27 protein-coding genes are annotated in these 25949 nt (G+C 63.0%); 9 read left to right on the top strand and 18 right to left on the bottom strand.

What is annotated here, in order from left to right; genetic code table 11:
- Nucleotides 1-25 precede the first annotated feature (25 nt).
- The 6 genes from GWE18_RS25600 to GWE18_RS25625 form a co-directional block, all read right to left on the bottom strand.
- Nucleotides 26-1912, bottom strand: a complete 1887-nt coding sequence (locus GWE18_RS25600; protein WP_275188468.1) for a feruloyl-CoA synthase — start codon at nucleotides 1910-1912, stop codon at nucleotides 26-28.
- A gap of 1 nt (nucleotide 1913) precedes the next feature.
- Nucleotides 1914-2714 carry a crotonase/enoyl-CoA hydratase family protein gene (locus tag GWE18_RS25605; protein WP_057848690.1) on the bottom strand — a complete coding sequence of 267 codons (801 nt, stop codon included), beginning with the start codon at nucleotides 2712-2714 and terminating at the stop codon, nucleotides 1914-1916.
- A gap of 258 nt (nucleotides 2715-2972) precedes the next feature.
- Entirely contained in the window at nucleotides 2973-3434 is a 462-nt protein-coding gene (locus GWE18_RS25610) for a DUF3237 domain-containing protein (protein ID WP_275188469.1), read from the bottom strand.
- Between the two features lie 121 nt (nucleotides 3435-3555).
- Nucleotides 3556-4872 carry a TRAP transporter permease gene (locus tag GWE18_RS25615; protein ID WP_275188470.1) on the bottom strand — a complete coding sequence of 439 codons (1317 nt, stop codon included), beginning with the start codon at nucleotides 4870-4872 and terminating at the stop codon, nucleotides 3556-3558.
- Between the two features lie 5 nt (nucleotides 4873-4877).
- Nucleotides 4878-5387 carry a TRAP transporter small permease gene (locus GWE18_RS25620; RefSeq protein WP_057848693.1) on the bottom strand — a complete coding sequence of 170 codons (510 nt, stop codon included), beginning with the start codon at nucleotides 5385-5387 and terminating at the stop codon, nucleotides 4878-4880.
- Nucleotides 5388-5465: 78 nt separating this feature from the next.
- Complete coding sequence (locus GWE18_RS25625; RefSeq protein ID WP_275188471.1) at nucleotides 5466-6482, bottom strand: TRAP transporter substrate-binding protein; 1017 nt, start codon at nucleotides 6480-6482, stop codon at nucleotides 5466-5468.
- A 221-nt stretch (nucleotides 6483-6703) separates the two neighbouring features.
- On the opposite strand from GWE18_RS25625, the gene pobA reads away from it, so the two are divergent.
- Both pobA and GWE18_RS25635 read left to right on the top strand, forming a co-directional pair.
- Nucleotides 6704-7873 carry a 4-hydroxybenzoate 3-monooxygenase gene (gene pobA / locus GWE18_RS25630; RefSeq protein ID WP_275188472.1) on the top strand — a complete coding sequence of 390 codons (1170 nt, stop codon included), beginning with the start codon at nucleotides 6704-6706 and terminating at the stop codon, nucleotides 7871-7873.
- Nucleotides 7874-8116: 243 nt separating this feature from the next.
- On the top strand, nucleotides 8117-8536 hold the full coding sequence (locus GWE18_RS25635) for a PaaI family thioesterase (RefSeq protein ID WP_275188473.1): 420 nt from the start codon (nucleotides 8117-8119) through the stop codon (nucleotides 8534-8536).
- A 107-nt stretch (nucleotides 8537-8643) separates the two neighbouring features.
- On the opposite strand, the gene GWE18_RS25640 is transcribed toward GWE18_RS25635, so the two are convergent.
- Nucleotides 8644-9537 (bottom strand): LysR family transcriptional regulator, encoded by an 894-nt coding sequence (locus GWE18_RS25640; protein WP_275188474.1) that lies wholly within the window; start codon nucleotides 9535-9537, stop codon nucleotides 8644-8646.
- Between the two features lie 116 nt (nucleotides 9538-9653).
- On the opposite strand from GWE18_RS25640, the gene GWE18_RS25645 reads away from it, so the two are divergent.
- A complete protein-coding gene (locus GWE18_RS25645; protein WP_275188475.1) occupies nucleotides 9654-10283 on the top strand; it encodes a pyridoxamine 5'-phosphate oxidase family protein in 630 nt (209 codons plus the stop codon).
- A 3-nt stretch (nucleotides 10284-10286) separates the two neighbouring features.
- On the opposite strand, the gene GWE18_RS25650 is transcribed toward GWE18_RS25645, so the two are convergent.
- A complete protein-coding gene (locus GWE18_RS25650) occupies nucleotides 10287-11021 on the bottom strand; it encodes a glutathione S-transferase family protein (protein ID WP_275188476.1) in 735 nt (244 codons plus the stop codon).
- A 63-nt stretch (nucleotides 11022-11084) separates the two neighbouring features.
- Nucleotides 11085-11333 carry a hypothetical protein gene (locus GWE18_RS25655; protein ID WP_275188477.1) on the bottom strand — a complete coding sequence of 83 codons (249 nt, stop codon included), beginning with the start codon at nucleotides 11331-11333 and terminating at the stop codon, nucleotides 11085-11087.
- Nucleotides 11334-11436: 103 nt separating this feature from the next.
- On the opposite strand from GWE18_RS25655, the gene GWE18_RS25660 reads away from it, so the two are divergent.
- Entirely contained in the window at nucleotides 11437-12135 is a 699-nt protein-coding gene (locus GWE18_RS25660; protein WP_275188478.1) for a YafY family protein, read from the top strand.
- Nucleotides 12136-12387: 252 nt separating this feature from the next.
- Nucleotides 12388-12735: a YkgJ family cysteine cluster protein gene (locus tag GWE18_RS25665; protein ID WP_275188479.1), complete on the top strand. Its 348-nt coding sequence runs from the start codon at nucleotides 12388-12390 to the stop codon at nucleotides 12733-12735.
- A 96-nt stretch (nucleotides 12736-12831) separates the two neighbouring features.
- Here GWE18_RS25665 and GWE18_RS25670 read toward each other — a convergent pair whose 3' ends face one another.
- Both GWE18_RS25670 and GWE18_RS25675 read right to left on the bottom strand, forming a co-directional pair.
- Entirely contained in the window at nucleotides 12832-13236 is a 405-nt protein-coding gene (locus GWE18_RS25670) for a hypothetical protein (RefSeq protein WP_275188480.1), read from the bottom strand.
- 203 nt (nucleotides 13237-13439) lie between these two features.
- Nucleotides 13440-13793, bottom strand: coding sequence for a DUF3307 domain-containing protein (locus GWE18_RS25675; RefSeq protein WP_275188481.1), 354 nt, complete (start codon nucleotides 13791-13793; stop codon nucleotides 13440-13442).
- 416 nt (nucleotides 13794-14209) lie between these two features.
- Here GWE18_RS25675 and GWE18_RS25680 point away from each other — a divergent pair, with 416 nt between their 5' ends.
- Nucleotides 14210-15619 (top strand): TAXI family TRAP transporter solute-binding subunit, encoded by a 1410-nt coding sequence (locus tag GWE18_RS25680; RefSeq protein ID WP_275188482.1) that lies wholly within the window; start codon nucleotides 14210-14212, stop codon nucleotides 15617-15619.
- A 100-nt stretch (nucleotides 15620-15719) separates the two neighbouring features.
- Here the strand turns inward: GWE18_RS25680 and GWE18_RS25685 are convergent, their stop codons facing one another.
- Complete coding sequence (locus GWE18_RS25685) at nucleotides 15720-16574, bottom strand: DUF6537 domain-containing protein (RefSeq protein WP_275188483.1); 855 nt, start codon at nucleotides 16572-16574, stop codon at nucleotides 15720-15722.
- A 19-nt stretch (nucleotides 16575-16593) separates the two neighbouring features.
- On the bottom strand, nucleotides 16594-17259 hold the full coding sequence (locus tag GWE18_RS25690; protein WP_275188484.1) for a cyclic nucleotide-binding domain-containing protein: 666 nt from the start codon (nucleotides 17257-17259) through the stop codon (nucleotides 16594-16596).
- Nucleotides 17260-17551: 292 nt separating this feature from the next.
- Between GWE18_RS25690 and GWE18_RS25695 the strand changes: the two genes are divergently transcribed.
- Together GWE18_RS25695 and GWE18_RS25700 are read left to right on the top strand one after the other, a co-directional pair.
- Nucleotides 17552-18337 carry an enoyl-CoA hydratase/isomerase family protein gene (locus tag GWE18_RS25695; protein ID WP_275188485.1) on the top strand — a complete coding sequence of 262 codons (786 nt, stop codon included), beginning with the start codon at nucleotides 17552-17554 and terminating at the stop codon, nucleotides 18335-18337.
- 333 nt (nucleotides 18338-18670) lie between these two features.
- Complete coding sequence (locus tag GWE18_RS25700) at nucleotides 18671-20311, top strand: hypothetical protein (RefSeq protein ID WP_275188486.1); 1641 nt, start codon at nucleotides 18671-18673, stop codon at nucleotides 20309-20311.
- A 20-nt stretch (nucleotides 20312-20331) separates the two neighbouring features.
- On the opposite strand, the gene GWE18_RS25705 is transcribed toward GWE18_RS25700, so the two are convergent.
- Complete coding sequence (locus GWE18_RS25705; protein ID WP_275188487.1) at nucleotides 20332-20754, bottom strand: DUF6157 family protein; 423 nt, start codon at nucleotides 20752-20754, stop codon at nucleotides 20332-20334.
- Between the two features lie 29 nt (nucleotides 20755-20783).
- Complete coding sequence (locus GWE18_RS25710) at nucleotides 20784-21425, bottom strand: glutathione S-transferase family protein (protein ID WP_275188488.1); 642 nt, start codon at nucleotides 21423-21425, stop codon at nucleotides 20784-20786.
- Between the two features lie 88 nt (nucleotides 21426-21513).
- Here GWE18_RS25710 and GWE18_RS25715 point away from each other — a divergent pair, with 88 nt between their 5' ends.
- Nucleotides 21514-22521 carry a YafY family protein gene (locus tag GWE18_RS25715; protein WP_275188489.1) on the top strand — a complete coding sequence of 336 codons (1008 nt, stop codon included), beginning with the start codon at nucleotides 21514-21516 and terminating at the stop codon, nucleotides 22519-22521.
- Here the strand turns inward: GWE18_RS25715 and GWE18_RS25720 are convergent.
- The 3 genes from GWE18_RS25720 to GWE18_RS25730 all read right to left on the bottom strand — a co-directional run bounded on the left by GWE18_RS25720 (nucleotide 22508) and on the right by GWE18_RS25730 (nucleotide 25856).
- Entirely contained in the window at nucleotides 22508-23218 is a 711-nt protein-coding gene (locus GWE18_RS25720; RefSeq protein ID WP_275188490.1) for a nitroreductase, read from the bottom strand. The genes GWE18_RS25715 and GWE18_RS25720 overlap by 14 nt on opposite strands.
- A gap of 2 nt (nucleotides 23219-23220) precedes the next feature.
- Nucleotides 23221-24465, bottom strand: coding sequence for an acyl-CoA dehydrogenase (locus tag GWE18_RS25725; protein WP_275188491.1), 1245 nt, complete (start codon nucleotides 24463-24465; stop codon nucleotides 23221-23223).
- A 143-nt stretch (nucleotides 24466-24608) separates the two neighbouring features.
- Nucleotides 24609-25856 (bottom strand): acyl-CoA dehydrogenase, encoded by a 1248-nt coding sequence (locus tag GWE18_RS25730; RefSeq protein ID WP_275188492.1) that lies wholly within the window; start codon nucleotides 25854-25856, stop codon nucleotides 24609-24611.
- Nucleotides 25857-25949 lie beyond the last annotated feature (93 nt).

The following is a 25949-nucleotide window of genomic DNA, read 5'->3' on the forward strand; positions in this document are numbered from 1 at the left end:
CTGACAAGCTCTTGTACTGATACGGCTACAGCGTAATCACCTGCGCCGGCGGCGCAGGCGAATAAATCTCCTCGATCAGCGCGCTGCGATTTTCCAGTACCGCACGCTGGTTGATCGAGCCCTTGTCGGTGACCTCGCCGCGATCGATCGACAGCGGCGTATCGAGCAGCACCGCGCGCGTGATCCGGGTCGACGAGCCGGTCGCGCTTGCGACAAGCTTCTGGAAGCGTTCGCGGAACGCAGCAACGATCAGCGGATCGGACGCAGCAGTGGCGAGGTCGTCAGGCGGAAGCGTTGGGTTGATCAGCCGGCAACCGTCGAGGTCGAGCACCACCAACGCCGATATTTCGTCGCGGTTGATGCCGGCAATCACGACATCGCGCACCAGCGGCGCGCAGGCCGCAACGAAGCGCGCACGCAAGGGGCCAACGCTGACCCAGGTGCCGCTGGCGAGCTTGAAATCCTCGCCGATGCGGCCGTCGAAATCGAAGCCGGCGTCAAAATCATCTGCAACGGCCGGCTTGAGCGCATCGCCCATTTTGTAGAAGCCTTCCTCATCGAACGACTTCGCCGTCATATCAGGCTGACGCCAATAACCCGGCATGACGTTCGGCCCCTTTGCGCGAACCTCCAGCTTGCCGTTGTTGAGCACCAGTTTCGCATCATTGCCCAGCACCGGCAGCCCGACATGGCCGGAGCGGCTGGTGTGCGGATTGACCGACATGAAGAACGGCGCGGTCTCGGTGGCGCCGAGGCCGGTCAGCATCGGCACGCGATAGCCGGTTTCCTGAACCGAAAGTTCGTCGAGGCTGTTCCAGACAAAGGCCGATAGCGCGGCGCCTGAGAAGAACATCGCATGGAGGCGAGCAAAGAATTTTTTGCGCAAGCCCGTATCGTCGCGCAGATAGGGCAATAGCGATTCATAGCCCTTGGGCACGTTGAAATAGACGGTCGGCGAAATCTCCTGGAGATTACGCACGGTCTCCTCGATGCCGCCGGGCATCGGCTTGCCCTCGTCGAGATACATCGAGCCACCATTGTACAGCGTCAGCCCGATATTGTGATTGCCGCCGAACGTATGATTCCACGGCAGCCAGTCGACGATGACCGGGGGCTCATCCTTCAGGAACGCCAGCGTCTCGCGCAGCATCACCTGGTTGGCGCAGATCATGCGTTGGGTATTGATGACCGCCTTCGGATTGCCGGTCGAGCCCGACGTCAGCAGGAATTTCGCGATCGTGTCCGGGCCGATGGCCCCGTGCACCGCGTCAAGGCGCGGGTGCAATGGCGTCGCCATCAGGTCCGCCAGGCTCGTAACGTCGCGGCCGGGCATGACGCCGCGCGAAGCCGCGATCTCAGTACCAAAGGACACATTTGCCGCGAGCGCGTCGGCGAATTTCGTGGCGTCGTCGGCGAAGACGAGGCCGGGTGTCAGCAGCTTCATCAGATAGCTGAGCTTGCCGTAATCCCGCGACACCAGCGAATAGGCCGGCGACACCGAGCAGAAGGGAATGCCGGCATAGAGCGCGCCGAACGCGATCAATGCATGATCGACCGAATTGCCGGACAGGATAACGACCGGCTTCTCCGCCGAAAGGCCGCGCGCCAGCAGCGCGGACGCGATGTGACGTGAGGATGTCAGGAGTTCGGCATAGGTGATCTGCCGCCAGCCCCGCGCGGCGTTCCGCTCCGCCATGAAAACGCGATCGGGCACGGCCGCGGCCCAATGGTGCAGGCGGTCAGTGATGCGCGCCGGATAGTCGCGCAACTGCGCTTTTGGGCGCAGGTAGATGGTGCCGTCGTCGCGGCGCTCGACATGCACCGCAGGCGTGCCGAACGAGATCGGACGCAGCGGATGAACCCCGCGCGCGGCGGCATCGGTCGAGACGGACATGTCGGGCTTGGCGCTCATGTCAGGTCGGCTTCACCTTTGCGGTCTTGTGATCGAGAAACGCGCGAATGCGGCGTTTTGCCTCTTTGTCGCTCTGCGCCACGGTCGCCATCAAGGATTCCATCAACAGGCCGGTCTGCGGATTGGCCTCCGCGATCATCGGCAACGCCTGCAGCACGGCAAAATTGGTCAGCGGCGCATTCGCGGCTACCCGCTCGGCGAGTTCCAGCGCCTTCGGCAGCGCGCCGCCGGCTTCGGTGAGGTATTGCGAGAAACCATAGGCCGAGCCTTCGGTGGCCGAATAGACCCGGCCGGTGAGCATCATGTCGATCATCCGCGCCACGCCGATCAGCCGCGGCAGCCGCACCGAGCCGCCGCCGCCGACGAAAATGCCGCGCTGGCCCTCGGGCAGCGCGAAATAGGCCGAGGGTTCGGCGACGCGGATATGCGCCGCGCAGGCCAGTTCCAGGCCCCCGCCGATTACCGCGCCCTTCAGCGCCGCGATCACGGGGACGCGGCTATACTGGATGCGGTCGAATACCCGGTGCCACATCTGGGAGTGCCGCAGGCCCTCGGTGGCGTCGTGTTCGGTCAGTTCGGACAGATCGAGGCCGGAGGAGAAATGGTCGCCGACGCCATGGATAACTACGGCGCCGATGCCTTCAGGAAGATGGGAGAAGCAATCCTGGATCGCCAGGATGATGCCGTCGTTCAGCGCATTGCGCTTGGCCGGGCGATTGAGGCCCACGGTCAGCACCGCGCCGACCTGCTCGATCTTGAGCAGGTCTGATGGACCCGCTGAGGCGGTGGAGGCGTTTCCCATGGGTCTGTATTACTTCCTGTGCAGAATAGTTATATTTTATAACGATCATGGCGGGAGTCAATCGGGCGACGACAATAAGTGGTGGCCGTACCCTCCCCTGGAGGGGGAGGGTCGACGCTCATGTAATGAGCGGCGGGGTGGGGTGACGGTCTTTCCTCTCGAACAGTGCCCGTGGTGAGAGATCACCCCACCCCGTCCCACATTTCGCTACGCTCAATGTGAGCCGACCCTCCCCCTCCAGGGGAGGGTAAGAGGGCATCACAACACCTGATGCACGTCGATCACCACGCGGTCGGCGTGGCGGGCGGCGGAGCCGATGAACAGGTTTTCCATCAGCCAGCGGTACTTTTCGCTGCCGGTCTCGAACCGCGGCACGGTGCGGCAATAGATCAGCTTGGGATCGACCGGCTCGCCGCGCTTGAGCTTCTGCAGCAGTTCGACCGGGCCGAAGCGCAGGCCCTTGTTCTCGATATAGACCACCGCGCCGTCGTCGGTCTCGAAGGCGTACTTCGCCTCCAGCTCGATCAACTCGTTCGGCCGGATGATCTGGAAATCGGCGCCGAAGGCGCAGACCTTGCCGTTGACCTTCTCGCCCCTCACCTCGCCGCCTGTTATCGGAATGATCCGGCGCACGCCGGTGCCGATGTCGCCGGCCGAAGTCACCTCACCGATCCGGGCGGTGATGGTGAAGACGTATCTGGTCGAAAGCTGTGGGATCATCGCGCCACCAAATTTTCGAGTGCAAAACATCGTAGCCCGGGTGGAGCGCAGCGTAACCCGGGGGCTCTCTCGTACCGGCTGAAGCTGTCCCGGATTGCGCTTCGCTCCATCCGAGCTACCTCTATCCGGCCATACGTTGCGGCAGCCACAGCGCCAGTATCGGAAATGCGATCAGGATCACCAGCCGGATCAGGTCGGTCACCACGAACGGCATCACGCCCCGGAAGATCGTGGAAAACGACACGTCCTTGACGACGCTTTTGATGACAAAGACGTTCATGCCGATCGGCGGAGAGATGAGGCCAAGTTCTACCGTCATCACGATGATGACGCCGAACCAGATCGGATCGAAGCCGAGATGGACGATCACCGGAAAGATGATCGGCACCGTCAGGATGATCATGGCCATGGCGTCCATCAGACAGCCCAGCACCAGATACATCACCATGATGAGGGCGAGGATGCCGTAAGGGCCGAGCCCAAGGCCGGTGAGAAGTTCCGTCACCTTCTGCGGGGTCTGCGTCACCGTCAGGAAATAGCCGAAGATCAGCGCGCCGATCAGCACCGTGAACACCGCGGCCGCGGTGCGGGTGGCCTGCAGCAGCGAGTTCAGGATTTTCTCCTTGTCGAGCCGCCCGGTGAGCACGCCGATCAGGAACGCGCCGGTGGCGCCAACGCCGCCCGCCTCGGTGGGCGTGAAGCGCGGCAGGAACGGCAGACCGTAGAGCCCGCCGATGACGAAAACAAACAGCAGCACCGGTGCCCAGATGTTCTTCAGGCCGGCAAAGCGCTCGCGCCATTTGGTCTGCGGACCCGTCGGCAGGAAGTCCGGCCGCAACCAGCCGATTACTGCGATCGTAAGCATGTACATCGCAATAGCGAGCAGGCCGGGAATGATGCCGGCGATGAACAGTTTACCGATGTCCTGCTCGGTAATGATGCCGTAGACCGCGAGCACGGTCGACGGCGGCAGCATGGCGCCCAGCGTGCCGCCAGCCGCGATCACGCCGGTGGCGAAGGATTGCGGATAGCCGAAGCGGCGCATTTCCGGATAGGCCACCGCCGAAAAGGTAGCGGCAGTGGCGACCGACGAGCCGCAGATCGCGGCAAAGCCGCCACAGGCGCCGACGGTTGCGATTCCAAGCCCACCACGCAAATGGCCGACAAATCCGTTGGCGGCGCGGAACAACTCGCGGCTCATGCCGGAATTGCTGACGAACGCCCCCATCAACAGGAACATCGGAATCACGCCGAACGTGTAGTCGGTCACCGTGCGCATCGAGGTCTGGCCGACCATTTTCAGCGCCGGCGCGAAGCCGACCAGATAACCGAAGCCGCAGACGCCGACGAGGCCCATCGCCATGCCGACGGGTACGCGCAAAAGCATCAGCGCAAACAGCGCGACAAACCCAACGACGGCGACGGCGTCTGTGCTCATGTCGCCTACTCCACCGTCTTCACTTTGGCATCATGGATATCTTCCGGATGAAAGATCAGCCGGTAGGTACGGATCGCGATCAAGAGCACCGCGGCGCCGTCGCCGGCCCAGGCGATGGCGAAGAACGGCCAGGTCGGCATGTGCATGTCGAAGGTGAGCACGTTGTCGTTGTAGGTGCCGCGCACCTTGTCGAACAAGGTGTAGGTCTGCGCCGTCACGACGAACAGCAGCACCAGCGTCGCGAACACGTCGATCATGCGCTGGTATTTCGGGCCGACATTGGCCCAGACCAGATCGACGGTGATATGGCCGCCGCGATAGCTGGTGGCGGCGATGCCCCAGAAGATCAGGATGCCGAGCAGCATGCGCCCGATATCGAAGGAATCCGGGATCGCATAGTTAAGCGTGTTGCGCAGCAGGACACCGATGAAGATGTTCAGCGCCACGATACCGACAAAGCCGGCGGCGATCCATTCGATCGTGTCGATGAAACGATCCATCCACGCGCGATTCATGTCCGCTCCGAGCGGCTGGCAATGGCAGGAGGAACGGCGGCAGGAGAATTCCTGCCGCCGGCCAAGGTGCTTACGTTTCTACTGCGCGAGCGCGTTGTATTTGGTGAGCGATGCCTTGAGCTCGGCGAGCGCCGCGTCCGGGTCGCCGCCGTTCTTCTTGACGCCCTCGCCCCAGGTCTTGACCAGCGGCTCGGCCGCCTTTTTCCACTGCGCGGTCTGCTCGGGTGTGAGCTTGTAGACTTCGTGACCCGACATCGCCTTGATCTTTTCGATGCCGCCATCCTCGTACTTGCCCCAGGGTTCGCCAACGCGGCCGGCGGCTTCCGTGGTGCAGTTGTTGTCGATCGCCTTCTTCTGCTTGTCGGACATCTGATTGTATTTGTCCTTGTTCATCACGAAGGCAAAGGTCGTGACATAGATCGGTGCTTCGATGTGATACTTCGTCACCTTGTCGATGCCGAACAGCACCACTGATCCCCACGGGAACGTGACGGCGTCGGCCACACCACGTTCGATGATGTCGCGCACCTCAGGCGCCGATGATTGCACGTTGGTACCGCCGAGCTGAGTTACGAAATTGGCCATGGTGGCGTGGGCGGGGCGGATCTTCATGCCCTTGATGTCGTCGGGCGTGACGATTTTCTTCGTGCGGGAGTGGAACGTCGAGGGGGAATGGATAAAGGCGAGGCAGAACTTGACGTCCTTCATCTCCTTCTCGGCGTATTTGCGATACCAGGCGTCGAGCGCCATCGAGCCGCCCTTGGCGTCCGACATCAGGAACGGCAGTTCGCCGGCGCCGATGATCGGGAAACGGCCGGGCTGGTAGCCGGGATTGACGTAGGTGATGTCGGCGATGCCGTCGCGCGCCATGTCATAGTGGTCGAACGCCTTGCCGAGCTGCTGGGCGGGGAACACTTTGTATTTGACGGTGCCGCCGGTCTCCTTCTCGACCGCGGCACCCCAGTCTTCCAGCGCCTTCTGCAGCGGGTGCGAGGCCGGCACCCAGTGCGACAGTTTCAGCTCGAAGGTTTTTTCCTGCGCCAACGCAGGCGTCACACCGGCTGCAAGCAGCAGCGCCAACAACGCTTTTCTCATGGACATCTCTCCCCTGGCATGACAGGCCATCTGCGCGGCCCCGTTATTTAACATGTTATCTAGCTCGCCCGCTTTTTCAAGGCGGACATCCGGCTGCATCGTTTTGCAGTGCGGCGCGGTTTTTGCAGCAACGCGCTTTGCCAAGACTGTTATATGATATAATCATCACTGCAAGTCCGCGGGCTACCGACCTGCAGACTACAGCAATCGGGGAGCCAGGATTGAGGACAAAAGTAGCAATCATAGGTGCAGGTCCGGCAGGATTGTTGCTTGGGCAACTATTACACCTTTACGGGATCGAAAATATCATTCTCGAGCGCCAGACGGGCGAATATGTGCTCGGCCGTATCCGCGCCGGCCTGCTCGAGGAAGGCACGGTGGCGCTGCTCGACGAGGTCGGCGCCGGCGAACGCGCCCATCGCGAGGGACTGGTCCACCACGGCGTCGAACTCGCGTTCGGCGGCGCGCGCCACCGCATCGATATGTATGGCGCCACCGGCAAGACCGTCATGATCTACGGCCAGACCGAGGTCACGCTCGACCTGATGAACGCCCGCAAGGCGGCCGGCCTCACCACGGTCTATCAGGCCGCCGACGTCAAACCGCTCGATTTTGATACCGACCGCCCGCGCGTCAGCTATGTCAAGGATGGCGCCACCCACGAGATCGAATGCGACTTCATCGCCGGCTGCGACGGTTTTCATGGCGTCAGCCGCGCCAGCGTAAAACCGTCGGCGATCCAGACCTACGAGCGGATCTATCCGTTCGGCTGGCTCGGCATCCTGTCGGAAACCCCGCCGGTCAGTCATGAGCTGATCTACAACAACCATGCGCGGGGGTTTGCGCTGTGCACCATGCGCTCGACCCACCGCAGCCGCTACTACGTGCAATGTCCGCTCGACGATCATATCGACCAATGGCCGGATGAACGCTTCTGGGAGGAACTGAAGAGCCGGCTGGACCAGAAGGCGGTCGACGAGCTTGTCACCGGGCCCTCGATCGAAAAGAGCATCGCGCCGCTCCGCAGCTTTGTCGCCGAGCCGATGCGCTTCGGCCGGATGTTTTTGGCCGGCGACGCCTCCCACATCGTGCCGCCGACCGGCGCCAAGGGGCTGAACCTTGCCGCCAGCGACGTGCATTACCTCTCGCAGGCATTTCGCGAGTACTACGACGAGAAATCCTCCGCCGGCATCGACGGCTATTCGGGACGCGCGCTGGCACGGGTCTGGAAGGCGGTACGCTTCTCCTGGTGGATGACCTCGATGCTGCACAAATTTCCCGACCAGGGCGAATTCGGCGCGCGCATTCAGCTCGCCGAGCTGGAATATCTGGTGAGTTCGAAGGCGGCGTCAGCTTCGCTGTCGGAGAACTATGTGGGGTTGCCGTTTTAGGATGTTGAAGCCGTAGGGTGGGCAAAAGGAGCGTTAGCGACGTGCCCACCATCTGTCACCGATCGTACTTGCAAATGGTGGGCACGCTTCGCTTTGCCCACCCTACAAAATCCTGCTCGCTTTGCGCTTCATCATCTCATTTCAAACGCCCCGTCGAAATCACGTTTAAAACTTTGTAGGCGGTGACTTCGTAACGCGCGTTGCGTTCAATGACGGCAACATCATCACGGACGCGAGTTGCAAATGACAGCCACGGACATCCCCGAAGGCTTTGAACGCCGTACCCGCAAGAGCCCGCTCACCGACCCCTGGGAGCCGCTTTACTCCAAGCAGACCGACAAGGCCGTCATCATCGGGTTGCGTCTCGCAAGACCGCACACCAACGGCCGCGGCCTGATCCATGGCGGCCTGATTGCAGCGCTGGCTGACGCCGCCATGGGCCATAGCTGCGCCCATTGCATGGGCGGGGTGTCTTCGCTGGTGACGATCGGTCTCGCAGTCGATTTCATCGGTACCGCCGAAGTCGGGCAATGGCTCGCGGTCGAGAGCGACGTCGTCAAAACCGGCAGAACGATCTGCTTTGCGCAGAGCCTGATCAAGGCCGATGACGTCGTGATCGCGCGGGCCAACGCAACGTTTCGCGTGGTGCCGAAAAAGGAATGAGGTCATTCCGGGATGGTGCGCTAGCACCAGACCCGGAATCTCGAGGTTCTCAGGTGCGCAATTGCGCACCATAGTTCGATGCTGCGCATCGCCCCGGAATGACGATCCTACCCGAAATGCCAGTCGGCCATTTCGGTCACGAGGTCGATGAACGTCCGCACCTTGGCCGACAGCAGCCGCGACGTCGGATAGACGATGTGGATCGGCATCGCCGGCTGTTCGAACTGCGCCAATACGATCTTGAGCCGCCGTGCCTTGAGCGATTCGGCGGCCTGGTAGGCCATCACCCGCGTCAGCCCGCCGTCCGCTTCGGCATATTGAATGGCGGCATCCGAGCTGTTGGTGGCGAAGCGCGGCGTGGTCGCGACGCGGATCTCGCTGTTATCCTCGACGAAGCGCCAGTCGAGCGCCGCCGTCATGGCGCCGAACTGGATCGTATCATGGGCGGGAATCTCCCGTGGCCGCTTCGGCTCGCCGCGTGCTTTGAGATATCCGGGCGAGGCCACCACGATCCGCCGCATCTCGCCGACATGGCGCGCCACCAGGGTCGAGTCGGGCAGATGGCCGATTCTAACCGCGAGATCGACACCGTCTTCGACGAGGTTGATCATGCGGTCCGACAGGCGGAGGTCGACTCCGACGTCGGAATAGCGCTTGAGGTAAGCGGTTACGATTCCGCTGACGTGCAGCCGGCCGAACCCGACCGGCGCCGAGATGACGAGCTGTCCCTCCGGCCGCGTGCGCTCGCCCTCGATGGCAGCCTCCGCCTCCTCGACATCAGCCAAGATCCGCCGCGCGCGCTCCAGGTAACGTGAGCCCGCGTCCGTCAGCGTCACCTGCCGCGTGGTTCGTTGCAGCAGCCGCGCGCCGAGCCGATCCTCCAGCGCCGCAACCAGCCGCGTAACGCCCGAAGGCGACAGGCCGAGCTTGCGCGCCGCGGGGGCAAAGCCGCGCAGGTCGGCCACCGCGACGAAGGCCTGCATGCCGTCAATCCGGTCCATCCGACTATTGCATATCCAGCAATAGTGAAGTGTCAATTCGCAAGATTGTTTAATTTATGGAAACGTCCATCTTGTAGCTGAAGGACGACCGTTTTGGCGCTCCACGGGAAGCTTTGATGTCCGACGTTCACACCTATTCCAGCGATGTCGCCTTCACCCCGGCGGTGAAAGCGATCCAGAGCCGCAAAGGCTCGCGCGAGGCCTATGCCAATGTCGAGCAGCGCGGCGGCTGGCGCGTCGAGATCGACGAAAACCTCGCCGGCTTCCTCGCGGAGACCACGAGCTTTTACCTTGCGACTGCATCGGCGGATGGTCAGCCCTATATCCAGCACCGCGGCGGACCGAAGGGCTTTGTCAAGATCGTCGACAAGAACACCATCGCGTTTGCCGATTACAGCGGCAACCGGCAGTACATCACTCAAGGCAACCTGTCGGAGAATCCGAGAGCGCATATTTTCGTGATGGACTATACGCATCGCCGGCGTGTGAAGATCTGGGGCGAGGCGCGCGTGGTGGAAGACGATCCCGCTCTGACGAAATCGCTGATGCCGCAAGGATACAAGGCGAGGCCCGAGCAGGTCATCCTGTTCAAGATCTCCGCCTGGGACACCAACTGCCCGCAGCATATCCCGCAGAAGTTCGATGCTGCGGATGTTGCCCAAGCTCTCGCAGTGCGCGATGCCCGCATCGCCGAACTCGAAGCGGAGCTGGCCAGCTTGAAGGGCCAGCCCGCCTCGGCCGACTAGTTCTCACGCGGCTTGCTCCTGCTGCACCGGCGCCCAGGCGAATTCCGGATAATACAGCAGCATCATCCGGTCGACATAGGCGGTGAGGTTGGCGAACTGCTCGGTCCGCTGCCGCAGCGCCGAGTCGAAGAACGGCGTCAGGATTCCGGCGAGCGCGCCGAAGGCGGTGGCGTCCATGCCGCACGGCGTTTCGCCCATCAGAAACGGCTTGTCGCCAAGCTGGACCGACAACGCAAACAGCGAGCGAACGGCAAGATCGACATCCTCTTCGGGGGCGTGGCGGCCAAGGCCGCTGAGCAGGTAATTCTCGGCGACGCGGAACTGCGCGTCCTCGCGCATCTTTTCGCGCAAGTGCACAGGCGCGCCGTCGAAGAAATGCGAAGGGCCCTTGGCAAAATTGTCGCCATCGACCCAGCGCGCGCCGACCAGCGCCCAATAGACATGGTGCTCGATCATCCGCTCGAACGCCCAGGCCTGCGCACGCGCCTGCAGGCTAAGCGGCGCGTCGAAATCGAAACCGTATTTGGCTTCCAGGTGCGCGCGAATGAAGGTGGAATCGGCGACCGTCTCGGCGTCATCGACGATGTAGGGCAATTGGCCCTTGGGCGAGGCCGGGGGCTTGGCCTTCTCCTTGCGATAGGCGAGACCGGCCATCTTAAGCTGAACCTCGGTTTTGGTCACAAAGGGGCTGATCTCCGGCAGGCCGAAACCGGCGCCGAAGCCGTAGAGGGTAATCATTCTGGTCTCCCGATCTCCTAAAAACGTGCCGGAGGCTAGCGCCCCCCTGCTGCCACCATGGTGTCAGCAGCAACAATGCCGGCCGCGGCCTTCCTCCGGCCGCGGCGTACGGGCCTTGCGCACCCACGAGACAAGCTGCGCTTGCGCAAAGGCGCACATTGCGGTGAATGAACGCCACGCCAGCTCAACCATCGCCCAGCGCAGGTCGGTGATGACGCAATGGATGGAAACGAGCTGTTCCAATGCAAATCCCTGGGCATTGGCGAGTGGTCCGCGGCCTCCCCGGAGGCCGAATTCGCTGAAAATCGTCATGGACAAATTCCCTTCACTTGAGGTGTTGTCCCGATATACCCACCTCCTGCTGCCAACATGCTGTCAGCATCGAGCAGGTGCCTTTTAGAAAAGAGAACGAGCCATGCGACGGGCCGACCGGCTGTTCCAGATCATTCAGGTGCTTCGGCGCACCCGAAAGCCGATGACGGCGGACGCGATCGCGGCCGAGCTGGAAACCTCGAAGCGGACCATCTACCGCGACATCACGACCCTGATCGAACAGCGCGTGCCGATCCGCGGCGAAGCCGGCGTGGGCTACATCCTGGAAAAGGGTTTTGACCTGCCGCCCTTGATGCTGACCCCCGATGAGATCGAGGCCTGCGTGCTTGGCGCGCAATGGGTGGTCGGCCATGCCGATCCCGCGCTGGCGCGCGCCGCGCAGGACCTGATGGCCAAGGTCGCCGAAACCGTCCCTGAGCGCCTGCGGCCATTCGTGCTGGAGCCAGCCAGTCGCGCCCGGCGGGCATGGAACCGGGAGCCGGACCGTATCGACATGGTGCGGACACGGACGCAGATCCACGAAGGCAAGAAGATCACGCTGAACTATCGCGACGAGCATGGCCGCGACAGCCAGCGCACGATCTGGCCGATCGCCGTCGGCTATCACGAGGCGGTGCGGATACTCGCGGCGTGGTGCGAGCTGCGCAAGGATTTCCGCAGTTTCCGCACCGACCGCGTGGTCGAAGCGGTCTATCACAACGAAAAATATCCGGAACGTCGCGACATCCTGCGCGCAAAATGGCGGCGCAGCCTGGTCTGGGAGGCGCCGAAGGATACTTGAGGCGGTTGATTCCACTGGTCATGCTGTTCAAACCCTCATCCTGAGGAGCCCGCAGAGCGGGCGTCTCGAAGGGTGTGGGCCACAGACGGGGCCTCATGGTTCGCCCGGCGATGCGAAGCATCGTCCGGAGACGGCGCGGAGCCTGTCATCGGGCCGCGCTACGCGCGGACCCGTTGGCGCTCCTCACGATGAGGGGCTTGTGACAGCAAGGTTAGCTGGCCGCGGCCGTCATTCCGGGCTAAACGCTGAAACATGCAAGGAATCACCGCCGACAGCCAAAACCCCTGCCAGGCCTGCGGCGCCTGCTGCAGCTACTCGCAGAACTGGCCGCGTTTCACCACCGAGGATGATGCGGCGCTCGACCTGATTCCGGAAAGATTCGTCAACGAACGGCTGTCGGGAATGCGCTGCGAGGGCGAGCGCTGTTCGGCGCTGTCAGGCAAAGTCGGCGAGGCGGCGTCGTGCCTGGTCTACGCGGTGCGGCCCGAGGTGTGCCGCACCTGCATGCCCGGCGACGTCGAATGCGCGATGGCGCGAAAGCGGCACGGATTGCCGGCGCTTCCCGTCGTCCCTGCGGACGCAGGGACCCATACCGCGTGATCTATCGATAAGATAGTTTGGCCGACGCCTTCTGTAACAACCAAGGCCGGTGGCTATGGGTCCCTGCGTTCGCAGGGACGACAGCATTGGACTCCGTCAGACCGTCACCGCTTCGGCAAAATCTTCGTCGTCGATCTCGTCGTCGATCGGCTTGAAGGTCGAGAGCGGCTTGGTCGAAAGGGTGATCGGCTTGCGGCCGCCGTGCGATGACGACGAGGCGGAACGCGCGGCCGGTTCGCGCGACAACGCATAGAGCGTGGAGCCGACCCGGCCGCCGAAATGGATCAGCTCGCGTTCGGTGCAGCTCGCCGCGATGGCAATAGCCAGCGCGTGGAGGTGGCTGCGGCGATAGCAGAACAGCGCCAGCATGGCGCGGACCTCGGACGAAACGCTGTCGACCAAGAGCGGCAGGCCGTGCGCGTTGGCGCGATACATCTCGCCGAGCAGCTCGTCCCGGACCGGACAAAAATCGTTCTCGAAGGCGTCGCGGCTTGAAAACATTGCGGGTTCTCCCTTTCCGGAAGATGCAGCGCAATTCTCTAATGAAGGGTTAACCACGCCCACCAGTAGTGTTCCGGAAGACTTGCCAGTCTTGACTGAATCGAAATCGGAACATGATTCGCGCCAGTGCCGATGCGCGCCCTCCCGTCCAGGCGGATGGTTGAAAATTGAAATAAGGAGGTCGATGCCGGGCGGCCGCGGAATCAGTTCGCCGCCATGAAGATAGCCAGGCCGAAACCGGTGAGATGGTGCAGCGCCTGATCGACGCCGATCAGCGTCCAGAACCACGGGTGCTCGTTCTCCAGCGTCACGCCGTACCGGGAAGCGATGATCCCCTTGAGACGGTCGACGGTGATGTGAATGGCGAAGTCGATAAAGGCGACGAACCAGAATCGCGGCGCGACGATCAGGATCAGCGCCAACGATACCGCGAGGTGCACAGCGCAATGCGCCAGTAGCGGCATCGCCCAGCCGGTCTTTTGATCCTTGCCGATCGCCATCCAGGAAGTTTGCAGCATGAAGTCGGCAATGACGTGCTTCACGGTGAGAAGCAGCATCCATCCTACCAGCGCACCTACCGGGACCGAGGACGACATTGAAGGAAACAACAAAGCTGACGCCCTTTGCTGGGACTGACGGGATGGCGAAATACCGGGGCCTAGGCTGTCAGCGCAATGTTCTTCTCAACCCGGAGTAATCGAACGTTGCCTTCATTTATGACATCTCTCTCGCCGGAATGCACCTGTGGGTGGTCTGAAAATCGCATGGTGTGGCGGAACTGCGATAGTGCGGCAAGGGCGCGCAGCGTGGTCCGCGGAGTAAGGTTACCGGGGGGCGCGGTTTGCAATCCCATAGGAGCGGGCTATCATCGGCGGGCGGGCAAAATTATCGTTCTTTTCTAGGTATTTACGAATTCATTCGGACGGCCTGCGGCCTGCTCGGCGATACGTCCCTGACTTTCCGGGTACGAGCCATGAGTGCTGAAGCCCCAACGCCGCATCCGAAAATGCCGCGTCGCCGCGCGCGGGTCGTCAAGAGCAACCGGACCCAGATCCTGCTGTTTTCCATCCTGACACTGGTCCTGACCGCCGCCGTGGTGTGGGGCGGCCGCACCTGGGTGCGCAATTCCGAGACGCTGGCGTTTGCCGTCGGCGAGGCCAATGGCCCCGAGGCGCGCTTCGCCGCCCGGCTGGCGACGGTGCTGACGAACAATTCTTCGCGGCTGCGGCTCAAGATCGTGCCCAACAACGACAATGCAAAGGCGTTGTCGCAGTTCGACCGCAGGGAAGCCAACCTTGCGATATTGCGCACCGACGCCAGGATCCCGCCCCGCGCGCGTGCAGTTGCGATCCTTGAACACGATCTGCTTCTGCTGATCAGCCCGAGCGGCAAGAAAATCAAATCCATCGCGGAGCTGAAGAAAAAGAAGATCGCAGTCATAGCCGACAGCGAGAGCGGCGGCGCGCTGGTGCGCAACATTCTCGACCTCTCGGACGCCCCGGATGCCGCGACGCGGGTCCAGATGGCGCCGCCGGGCGCGACCTTCGACCAGTTGTTCGCCGCGGGCTTCGGCGCCGTGGTCAAGATCGCGCACGCCTCGCAGATCGTAAAGGACAAGAGCTACGAACAATATGCCAGGCGCGGCGGCTTCACCCTGAATGCGATCGATTCGGCGAAAGCGATCGCCAGGAAGTACCCGGCGATATCAGAGGAAACGGTGGCGACCGGAATGCTGTCTGCCTCACCCGCCGTGCCCGCGGAAGACGTCGATACCATCGGGCTCGAATGGCTGTTGGTCGCCCAATCCAAGCTCTCGACCACGACCGTGAGCGACCTTGCGCGGATCATCTACGAGAACAAGGCCGAGCTCTCGCTCACAGACGGCTTCGCCTCCAAGATCGAACCGCCAGCGACCGACAAGGATGCCTTCATCGTGGCGCATCCCGGCGCTGCCGAATACATCAACGACGAAATCAAGTCCTTTATCGAGCGCTACAGCGACCTGATGTATGTTGCCCTGGCCGCGCTCAGCATCATCGGCTCGATCTTTGCCGCCATCTACACCAAGGTCACCCGGATCGCGCCGGAGAAGGCCAGCCAACTCGCGACCGCCATTCTCGATATCGGCGAGCGCATGGAATACGCCAACTCGCTGGACGCCCTCGACGAACTGCAGGACGAGCTGAAAGCGACCCTGCGCGGCGTGGTGATCGGGTTGCGCGACGGAACCATCTCCAGCGACGGGCTGGATACCTTCAAGCTCGGCTATGAATTCGTGCGCAACGAAATCGGCTTGCGCCGCGAACATCTCAAGCGGCACGCCGTTCAGGATCATGCGCAAGACGATAAGGTCGTGGTCGTGAAGACTGCGCAGAGCGCGTAAACTCGAGCTCTTGTAGGGTGGGCAAAGCGAAGCGTGCCCACCATCAGGACCTCGCGCATGGATAGATGGTGGGCACGTCGCTCACGCTCCTTTGCCCACCCTACACGTTAACGGGCACCCGTGCCCTTATCTCGGCGATCTTGCGCTTGAGCACCACCTGCCGCGGGTCGGGCATTGCGGCGGCGCGTGCTTCGGCCACCGCGCCGGCGAGATCGGGCAAGGCCAGCACGCCGTCGAAGGTCGGCTTGGCAAGGCCGTCGATGATCGCGTTCCAGTCTGCCATGCCCTGCCGATAGACCTCGCCATATCCCACGATCATCGTTGCGGTATGGATCATCGCCGACGCGGCCTGGGGCTGTTTGGTCAGGCTGCGATCGATCATGTGCAGCCAGCGTTCGACCCAGACCCGCTCCTTGGCATAACGCACCGAAAGCAGCCGCCATCGGCGCAGCCCCGCTTCGATCTTGAGGCGGCGAATGCCCAAGCGACTTGCCGTGCTGAACCGGATGGAGACGGTCTTGTGCGCCCACCCAATCCATTCGAGCGCATCGAGGACGTACTCGGCGACGACTGCGGGGAGCGCGCCGATCAATTCATCGAGCCGGAGTTTCCTGACATCGACGGACCCCGGCCGGCCATCGAGTTCGGCAAGCTTGAGCTGCGCGATCCGGATCGGGTCCTCATAACTCATGCGCACCGCCATCAGCCGTGCAATTTCGGTAAGCATCGCGTCGTCGACGCCTTGTTTGCCGATGAACCGCCGCAGCCGGTGGACATAGAGCCCGGCGTAGCTCGGGCTCTGATAGTCGATGAGGAGATGGATGGCGTCGCTCGCCACCGCCGTCACCGGCTCCGGCAGCCCCTCGGGCAGGAACGGTGCTGTGTCGTCATCATCCTCGCCGATGAAGTCCGCGAACAGGTAACGCAACGACGACAGGATACCGCGGTCTGTCACTCCTCTGGACTCCCGGCCTCTATGCGGGCTTCGGCGCCGCAGCGGACGCCATTTGCTGGTTCAACTGCTGCTGCAGCGTCTCGAGGTTCTGAAACAGCCGGGCGCTGGCAAGGCGAAGGAAATAGAAGCCGAAAGCCGGATTCTGCACATAGAGCTCCTCGACTTTGGTGTAGCTGACACTGAGGACGAGGCCGGCTTCCACGCATTCCAGCGTCTGGGTTCGCATGTTCGACGGCGACAGCATGCCGAGTTCGCCGACGATGGCGCCGACCGGCAGCACGATGCCTGATTCGACCAGCTTGAACTTTCCGCTGACGATATAGAGCATGTCCTCGGCTTTTTCGTCCTTGTAGAACAGGATCTCGCCGGCCGCGCATTGGCGCTCGGTCATGAACGGCTTCAGCCATTCCATCGAGAGGTCGCTGTTGACGGACTTCTTAACGTCGCGCACCAGTTGCAGCATCTGGTGCAGGCGATAGGAGTTGACGAGCAGCATGAGCACCTGCACCACCATGACCAGATAGTTGCGGGCCGGGATCGCGGTCAGGATCAGGATGACGTTGGCGAGAATGCCGAAGATCCGCAACGGGATCATGGTCTTCATCGTGGTGGTGGCGACCACGAAAATCGTCGCAAACAGCGCGCCCGCCGTTCCTGCGTGTTGTGCCAGATGAGACGTATCCATCGGAAACCAACCAATATCTAAACGAGTGCGTTTTCACGATTCTACTGCAGTGCCCGCTATCGTAATGTCCGCGGGGCCATTTTGATATACGAGGAAAGAACGACGATTTGTCGGGATTCTCACGATTCCCGGGTAAAATTCGCCCCTCGACCCCGCTCCCGGCCGCGGCCCGGCGCGCGGGGCCCCGGGGGCCGCGTAACGCTGTGTAAAGGCCGTCGTTGACGGCCTCCCCGCTGGCGGGCAGTGCCAAGAAAACAGATAGTTCAAACAAGCAAGAAGAATGGAGAACAGCATGCCCGATGCGGCCAAGGCGGCGAGCGCGCCTATCATTGAAATCAGCGGCGCGCGCGCCACCATCCGCCTCAACCGGCCGAAACATCTGAACCGGCTGCAGAGCGAGGATCTCGGCGATCTCACAAAACTGTTCGACCGGATCGAGGCCGATCCCGCGATCCGGGTGCTGGTGCTGACCGGCACCGGCCGCGCCTTCAGCGCCGGCTATGATCTCAATTCGGTGGCGGATCGGGCAACCAGCGAGACGGAACAGCAGAGCGCGGGATCGGCGTTCGAGCTCGTTGTCAACCGGCTGGAGGACCTTGGCGTGCCGACGATCTGCCGGCTCAATGGCGGCGTCTATGGCGGCGCCACCGACCTAGCGCTGGCCTGCGATTTCCGCATCGGCATCGATACCGCTGAAATGTTCATGCCCGCGGCGCGGCTCGGCCTGCACTACTACCCAAGCGGAATTAAGCGCTACATCTCGCGGCTCGGCGTCGACAACGCCAAAATGCTGTTTCTCACCGCCCAGAAGATCACCGCGCCGGAAATGCTGCGGATCGGCTACCTCACCGCCATGGTGCCGGCGGAAGCGCTGGACGAGGAAGTCGACCGGCTCGCCGATATCCTGGCCGGCAACGCGCCGCTGGCGATGCGCGGCATGAAGCGCGCCATCAACGAATTCGCCCGCGGCAAGCTCGACGAGGATGCCGCCGACCGTCGCCATCGCGAAAGCATGCGCAGCGCCGAGATCAAGGAAGGCATCAAGGCGTTTGCGGAAAAGCGCCCGCCGAAATTCTAGACGCTTTCCAGTTGCGTGGAATCGTCTCCCGTACCCGGTGGCCTGGTGGTTCGAGACGCGCGGCTTTGCCGCGCTCCTCACCATGAGGGTCTAAGACCTCATCCTGAGGAGCGCGGAACGCGCGTCTCGAAGGATGAAGGCCCCTGACCTCACCCGCAGATCGTGGCAAACATTGACCGTCGCCCTGCCCGGCCATATGGTAGCGGAAGCGGTGCAAGCCGCTCCCGGGCCCGCGGGAAGGGTTGAACCCACTTGCAGCTTTCGAGCGACATCTAGAGCCTTTGTGCAGCCGGTATTGCGGGCCTTCGGCGATGTCATGCACGGAGGTGTCTGATGAACCGGTCTCCCGATCGATTGAATCTCGATCATCTGAAGAAACAAGCCAAGGAATTGATCCGCCTCTATCGAAGCCGCGATCCGGCTGCGATGGCGCGGTTTCGCCGCGCGCTGCCGGCGGCGTCCGGCCGCAGCGATGAGGACATTGCAGCGCTGCAACTGCGCCTGCACGACGCGCAATCATGCATCGCGCGCGAGCACGGCCTGGCTTCCTGGCCCGACCTGAAGCGTTACGTCGAAGTGCAGATGGCTGCGCGCGACGAGCGCAGGGCCCGCATCCTGCACTGGGCTCAGCTTATCTATTCCGGAGATGTCAGCGGCGTCGCCAACCGCGCGAACCCGCGCGTTGCCTTGCGGATTCTGGCTGACGACACTGAACTCGTCGCCGGCGACCCCTATCTTGCCTGCGCGATCGGTGACGAAAGCGCGCTGCGGCGGGCGACGCAGGCCGATCCGGCATGGATCAACCGGGCTGGCGGTCCACTGCGATTGCCGCCGCTATTCGCCGTCACGCATTCGAGCCTGCTGCGCGTGGAGGAATTTCGCGAGCGCCTGCATCGCGGCGCGCAATTGCTGATCGCTGCCGGCGCCGACGTCAATCAGCACATCCATAGCCGCTGGCCGCCGGGATCGCTGAACGAGCCGGATCAGCGCTATCCGCTCTCGACGCTCTATGGCGCGGCCGGTAGCAACCACGATCCGGCACTGACCAGACTGTTGCTCGACGCCGGCGCGGACCCCAATGACGGGGAATCGCTCTATCACTCCCTGGAGAATCCGGCTTGCACCCGCCTGCTGCTGGAGCACGGCGCGCCCATTGCCGGGAGCAATGCGATTTATCGGTCGATCGACCTCGATGACGATACCGCGCTAAAACTACTTCTGGAGTATGGCGGCGACCCGAACGAGCCCGCGCGAAATGCACCGCTGACCGATTGGGGTTCGCCGCTCACCTGGGCCATCTACCGCCGCCGGCCCCGCCACGTGAAGGCCCTGCTGGATGCGGGCGCCGATCCGTCGGCGACGACCCCGGAGGGGATCAGCCCGTACCGGCTGGCGTTGCAGTTCGGGCTTACCGATGTTGCCGCCCTGCTGCGGGCGCAAACCGACGCACCTGATATTTCCGACGAAGAACGCTTCGTCGCCGCATGCGCGCGTGGCGACGAGAAAGAAGCGCGTGCGGTGGCGTTGCGGCGGCCCGATCTGCCAGCCTCGCTGTCGCCGCCACAATTGCGACTGTTGCCCGATATGGCCGCCGCAGGCGCCGATGACATCGTCAGGCTGATGGTCAGGCTCGGCTGGCCGATCGCGGTGCGCGGCGGCGACTGGGATGCATCGGCCCTCAACCTCGCAGTGTTCAACGGCAACGCCGCCTTGACGCGCTTCCTGCTCGAACACGGCGCGAAGTGGACGGAACAGCACGGCCACGGCGACAATGCCTGCGGCACACTGGGCTGGGCATCCTGCAACGAGCCGGTGGAAGGCGGCGACTGGGTCGGCTGTGCCCGTGCACTGCTCGACCATGGAATGCCGCACGCGACGGCTATTGCTGATGATCCCGAATGGGTGCTGATCGCCGGCAAGCGAAAGCAATTCTCCGACGAGATCACCGAGGAGTTGCTGTCGGCACGTGCTTGACGCGCGTGCCCACCATCTACTCAGGCCCGCTTCGTCCGCATCGCGCGTGTTTGGGCGATGTTCGGATCCTTTGCAAGCGCCTGGTATCGCTTGCTGTCGACGGCGTAGAGGGCGACGCGGCCTTCGGCATCGGCGTGAATGCCCCAGCCGAAGCGCTTGCCGAGACCCGATGCCCGCAGGCACGCCTGGCCCCTGGAGAAGAATTCGCTGCGGGCCAGATCGCGCGCCTTCCTTGTCGCCTTCGCATCGAGTTGCCTGCCGGGAGCAGAGGTCGCGAAAACCACGTCGTCGGAGGTGTACTTGTAGGGCGCCTGCGCGATCATCTGATATTGCAGGCTTGCGACGGTCGGATTGCCGCCGCGAAGCGGCGGCTCCTCGCCCGTTTGCGCCGGACAGTCCTCCGCGACGCGGATAAAGGTGTTGAAGCAATTGGTCGTGTGCATCGTCTTTATCATGGGGGTGGTTGCATCTTTTATCCGGCTGCCTCAGCGTGCCGGGCAGCCATCTCATCGTCTGCGGCGCTGATCCGCTGAAATGCCGGGCGCTGTGTGATGCGCTCGGCGTAACGAACGAACACGTCCTTTTTGGGCACGAGGCCGAACATCATCGTCCAGCTAAAGGCAACGCCCCAGAGAATATCGGCCGCTGTCATGCGTTCGCCGAGCAAATATGGCCCCTTCGATAGCTGCGCCTCGAGAGCACCGAGCATCGAGTCGTAATCGGAATATGGCGATTGCGTCACCGGCGCCGGCTCGCGCTTCATGAAGCTGTCGATCACGGCCGGCTCGAACGAGGCGCCATAATAGGCGATCCAGCGCAGATAGGGGCCGCGGAGGGGGTCATTGAGGGCGGGCGTAAGGCCCGCCTGGGGAAATAGGTCAGCGAGATAGATGTAGATCGCGACCTGCTCGGTCACCAGCGCCTCGCCGTGGCGGATCGCCGGCACCTTGCCGAGCGGGTTGACGGCGAGATAGGCCGGCTGGCGCTGCTCGCCTGCCTTCATGTTGAGGACGTGGAGATCGTAAGGCGCGCCCAACTCCTCCAGCAGGATCCGTGCGCCGGTCGCGCGGCTCTGCGGCGAATAATACAGGGTGATGCGGTTGGGATCGGTCATTGGCAGGTCTCCAGATGCGCCCTCGGGCCATGGCCTCTCTATGAACCGACATACCTGACATCTTGTGTCAGGTATGCTTTAAGGGGCCATGCGCGCGAGCCGGCTGCTTTCCATCCTCACCGCCCTGCAGGCCCGGGGGCGGATCACCGCGCCCGAACTCGCCGAGGCCTGCGAGGTCTCGGTGCGCACGATCTATCGCGACATCGACGCGCTCTCGGCGGCCGGAATCCCCGTCTATGCGGAGCGCGGCGCGGAAGGCGGTTATCGTCTGCTCGACGGCTACCGGGTGCGGCTGAACGGACTATCGCCGCCCGAAGCTGAGGCGCTGTTCATGGCGGGACTGCCGGGGCCGGCCGCTGCGCTTGGCCTGGACGCAGCCATGATGGCGGCCCAGACCAAGGTGATGGCGGCTCTGCCGGCCAATCTGCGCCCGAGCGCCGCGCGGATGCTGGGACGCTTTCATCTCGATGCGCCAGGCTGGTTCGGAGAGGCGGAGCACCCCGAGCATCTGCGCGCCATTGCCGGCGCGCTGCTGCGCGAGAGCCTGATCGAGATCCGCTACCGAAGCTGGAAGGCCGAAAAACGCCGCCGCGTCGCGCCGCTCGGCCTTGTGCTGAAGGCCGGCAGTTGGTATCTCGCCGGCAGCGTCGATGGCAGCGTGCGCACCTATCGCGTGGCGCGTATCCTCGATTGCATGGTGCTGGAAAAGACCTTCGTCCGGCCCGCTGACTTCGATCTCGCCGCCTATTGGCAGCGCGCGACGGAGCGCCTCGAAGCCGAACTGCATCCAAACCGCGCCACCGTGCGGCTGTCACCGTTTGGCATCAAGCTGCTCGACGTCCTGAGCCAGCCCTATGTGAAGACACGCACGCGGTTTGAGGACGCGACTGATGCGGCGGGCTGGCGGATCGCGGTAGTGCCAATCGGAAAATCCATCTGGCACGCCGCCGCTGAACTGCTGCGCCTCGGCGCAGAGGCTGAGGTGCTGGCGCCGGCGGAACTGCGCGACAAGATGGCCGAGATCGCGCAGGCGATGGCGGCGCGGTATCAGCAAGAGCCGGTTCGCGACCTACCTGATCTCGCTATTCATCGATGAACGTCACGGTATCGGCGACGCTCGCCCGCGAGGTACGGTAGCTGTTGACCTTGTGGGCGTGGTCGGCATAGCCGAAGGAAATGCCGCAAACCACGCGGCGGTCGTCGGCAAGATTGAAGTGCCGCCGGATCAGCCCGGAATGCCGCGCCAGCGCGGCTTGCGGAATCGTGCCGAGGCCGAGCGCCTGCGCCGCCAGCATGAAATTAGAGACATAGGCGCCGCAATCGACCGCGCCGTAGATGCCGAGCGGCTCGTCGGTGTGGATAACAGCGACATGCGGCGCGCCGAAGAAATTGTAGTTCTCCAGCGCCTGCTTCGCATAGGCCATCTTGTCGCCTCTGGTGATGCCGAGCGTGTTGTAGAGCTGGAAGCCGCTCTCGCGCCGGCGCTCAAGATAGACGCCGAGATATTCGCGCGGCGGCGTGAAGTCATGATCGTCCTTGGCGCCGGAGGCGGCCTCGGCGTAGATCGCCTTGCGAAACTTCTCCTTTGCCTCGCCGCTGGCGATCAGCACCTGCCATGGCTGGCTGTTGCACCATGACGCCGTGCGCTGCGCCACCTTGAGAATGTGTTCGATGGTCTCGCGCGGCACTTCCTGCGGCAGGAACGCGCGCACGGAGTAGCGCTCGTTCAAGAGCTCTTCGAGCACGCCGATGCGATCTTCTGTCGTGTAACTCGCCTTCGCCACAGCATCCATGTTCACCGCCCCTTGGTCGGGATCCTGTTGAACGGCACGTCCTTGTCGACGCGGATATCGCCGGGCAGGCCCAGCACGCGTTCGGCAATGATGTTGCGCAGGATCTCGTCCGTGCCGCCGGCGATGCGCATCGAGGGCGAGGACAGCAGCATCTGCTGGAACTGGCCACGCGCCGCTTCCTCGTCCGCGCCGGTGAGCGCGCCGGCCGCGCCCTGCAGATCCATCGCATAAGTCGCGATGTCCTGCAGCATGGTGCCGGAGACCAGCTTGCCGATGGAATTCTCGGGGCCTGGACGCTCGCCCTTGGAGAGCGAGGAGATCGCGCGGTAGCTGGTGTATTTCAGCCCGCTCGCCTTCACCGCCCAGCTCGCAAGCTTCGAACGCGTCGCGGGATCGTCGATCGCGAGCCCGTCATCCGTCATCAGGTTCGAGCAGAACTCGAACATCTCGGGAAAGCCGGTCGCAAGCCGCGAACCGATCGACATGCGTTCGTTCATCAGCGTAGTCAGCGACACGTTCCAGCCGTCGCCGACCGCGCCGAGACGCTGATGATCGGGGATCACGACATCTGTGAAATAGACCTCATTGAACTCCTGCATGCCGTTGGCCTGCTTGATCGGCCGCACCTCGATGCCCTTGCTCTTCATGTCGAGGAAGAACATCGTCAAGCCCTTGTGCTTGGGCACATTGTGATCGGTGCGGGTGATCAGCAGGCCGTAGTCGGAATAATGCGCGCCCGAGGTCCAGATCTTCTGGCCGTTGACGATCCAGTTGTCGCCCTTCTTCTCCGCGCGCGTGCGCAAGCCCGCAACGTCGGAGCCGCCGGCCGGCTCGGAGAAGAGCTGGCACCAGATGTGCTCGCCGGAAGCGAGCTTGGGCAGATAATGGCGCTTGTGCTCCTCGCTGCCGAACGCCATCACCGTCGGGCCGCACATGCCCTCGCCGATCTGGAACGGCTGCGTCAGCTTGCCGTAGACGCCCTCTTCCTGCTGCCAGATCACCTTCTCGATCGGGGTCGCGCCGCGGCCGCCATATTCCTTCGGCCAGTGCAGGCAGGCCCAGCCGCCCTCGGCCTTCTTCTTCTGCCAGGCCTTGCCGACATCGACGATCTCTTCCTTCTCCAGGCGGATGCGGCCGAGCGAGGATTTTGACAGCTCCGCCTCATATTGCTTCGGCGCATTGGCGTCGATCCATTTGCGGGCAAGGCTACGGAATTCCGCTTCCTGCGGGGTATCGTCGAAGTTCATGGCGGACCTCTCATTTTTCTAATCTTGCTTCTGTCTCTTCCTCATGGTGAGGAGCGCGGAACGCGCGTCTCGAACCATGAGGCCACCGGCCGGGCCTTCATCCTTCGAGACGCCGCGCTTCGCGCGGCTCCTCAGGATGAGGATCAAGCCCTTCCCTTGGTCGGGATCTTGTTGAACGGCACGTCCTTGTCGACCCTGATGTCGCCGGGCAGACCGAGCACGCGCTCGGCGATGATGTTGCGCATGATTTCGTCAGTGCCGCCTTCGACGCGGGTGCCCGGCGCACGCAGCAGCATCGCCTGGAATTTTCCGGCGACTTCGGCGTCTTCCGGCCCGCTCAGCACGCCGGCGGCGCCCTGCAGGTCGAGCGCATACATCGCGACTTCCTGGACCATCGATCCCGCCACCAGCTTACCGATCGAATTTTCCGGACCGGGACGCTCGCCCTTCGATAGCGCCGAGATCGCGCGCATGCTGGTGTATCGGAGGCCGCTGGCCTTCACCGCATAGTTCGCAAGCTTCGAGCGAACGCTGCGGTCCTCGATCGCGGGCCCATCCTCCAGCATCAGGCTGTTGCAGAAGTCGAACAGTTCCGGGAAGCCGGTCGAAACGCCCGCGCCGATCGACATGCGCTCGTTCATCAGCGTGGTCAGCGAGACGTTCCAGCCGTCGTTGACGCTCCCCAGCCGCTGCGAGTCCGGGATCTTCACGTCAGTAAAGTAGACCTCATTGAAGTCGGACTGGCCGCTGGCCTGCTTGATCGGCCGCACCTCGACACCCGGGCTCTTCATGTCCAGGAAGAACATCGTGAGGCCCTTGTGCTTCGGCACGGTCGGATCGGTGCGCGTCAGCAGGATGCCGTAATCGGAATAGTGCGCGCCCGAGGTCCAGATCTTCTGGCCGTTGATGATCCAGTCGTCGCCCTTCTTCTCGGCGCGGGTGCGCAAGCCCGCCACGTCGGAACCGCCGGCAGGTTCGGAGAATAATTGACACCAAACCTTTTCGCCGGAGGCCAGCGGCGGGAGGTACTTCCGCTTCTGCTCCTCGCCGGCGAACGCCATCATGGTCGGCCCGCACATGCCGTGGCCGATGATGAACATGCCGCTAAGTTTGCCGAACGGGCCCTCTTCCTGCTGCCAGATCACCCGCTCGATCGGCGAGGCGCCGCGGCCGCCATATTCCTTCGGCCAGTGCAGGCAGGCCCACCCGGCATCGGCCTTCTTCTTCTGCCAAGCTTTTGCGACTTCAAGGATGTTGGCGCCCTTCAGCACGGTGCGGCCGAGCGAGGACTTGCGCAGCTCTTCCTCATATTGCTTCGGCGCGTTGGCTTGTATCCACGCCCTGGCTTCGGCGCGGAACGCGGCTTCCTGCGGAGTGTCGTCGAAGTTCATGTTCTAGTCCTCGGTCGCATCCTGCTTCGTAGGATGGGCGGAGCGAAGCGATACCCATCTCTTTTGCCGTCCAACTTCTGATGGGTTTCGCTT

Source organism: Bradyrhizobium sp. CSA112 (genome assembly GCF_029051645.1).
In the GTDB taxonomy this organism is placed as follows: domain Bacteria; phylum Pseudomonadota; class Alphaproteobacteria; order Rhizobiales; family Xanthobacteraceae; genus Bradyrhizobium.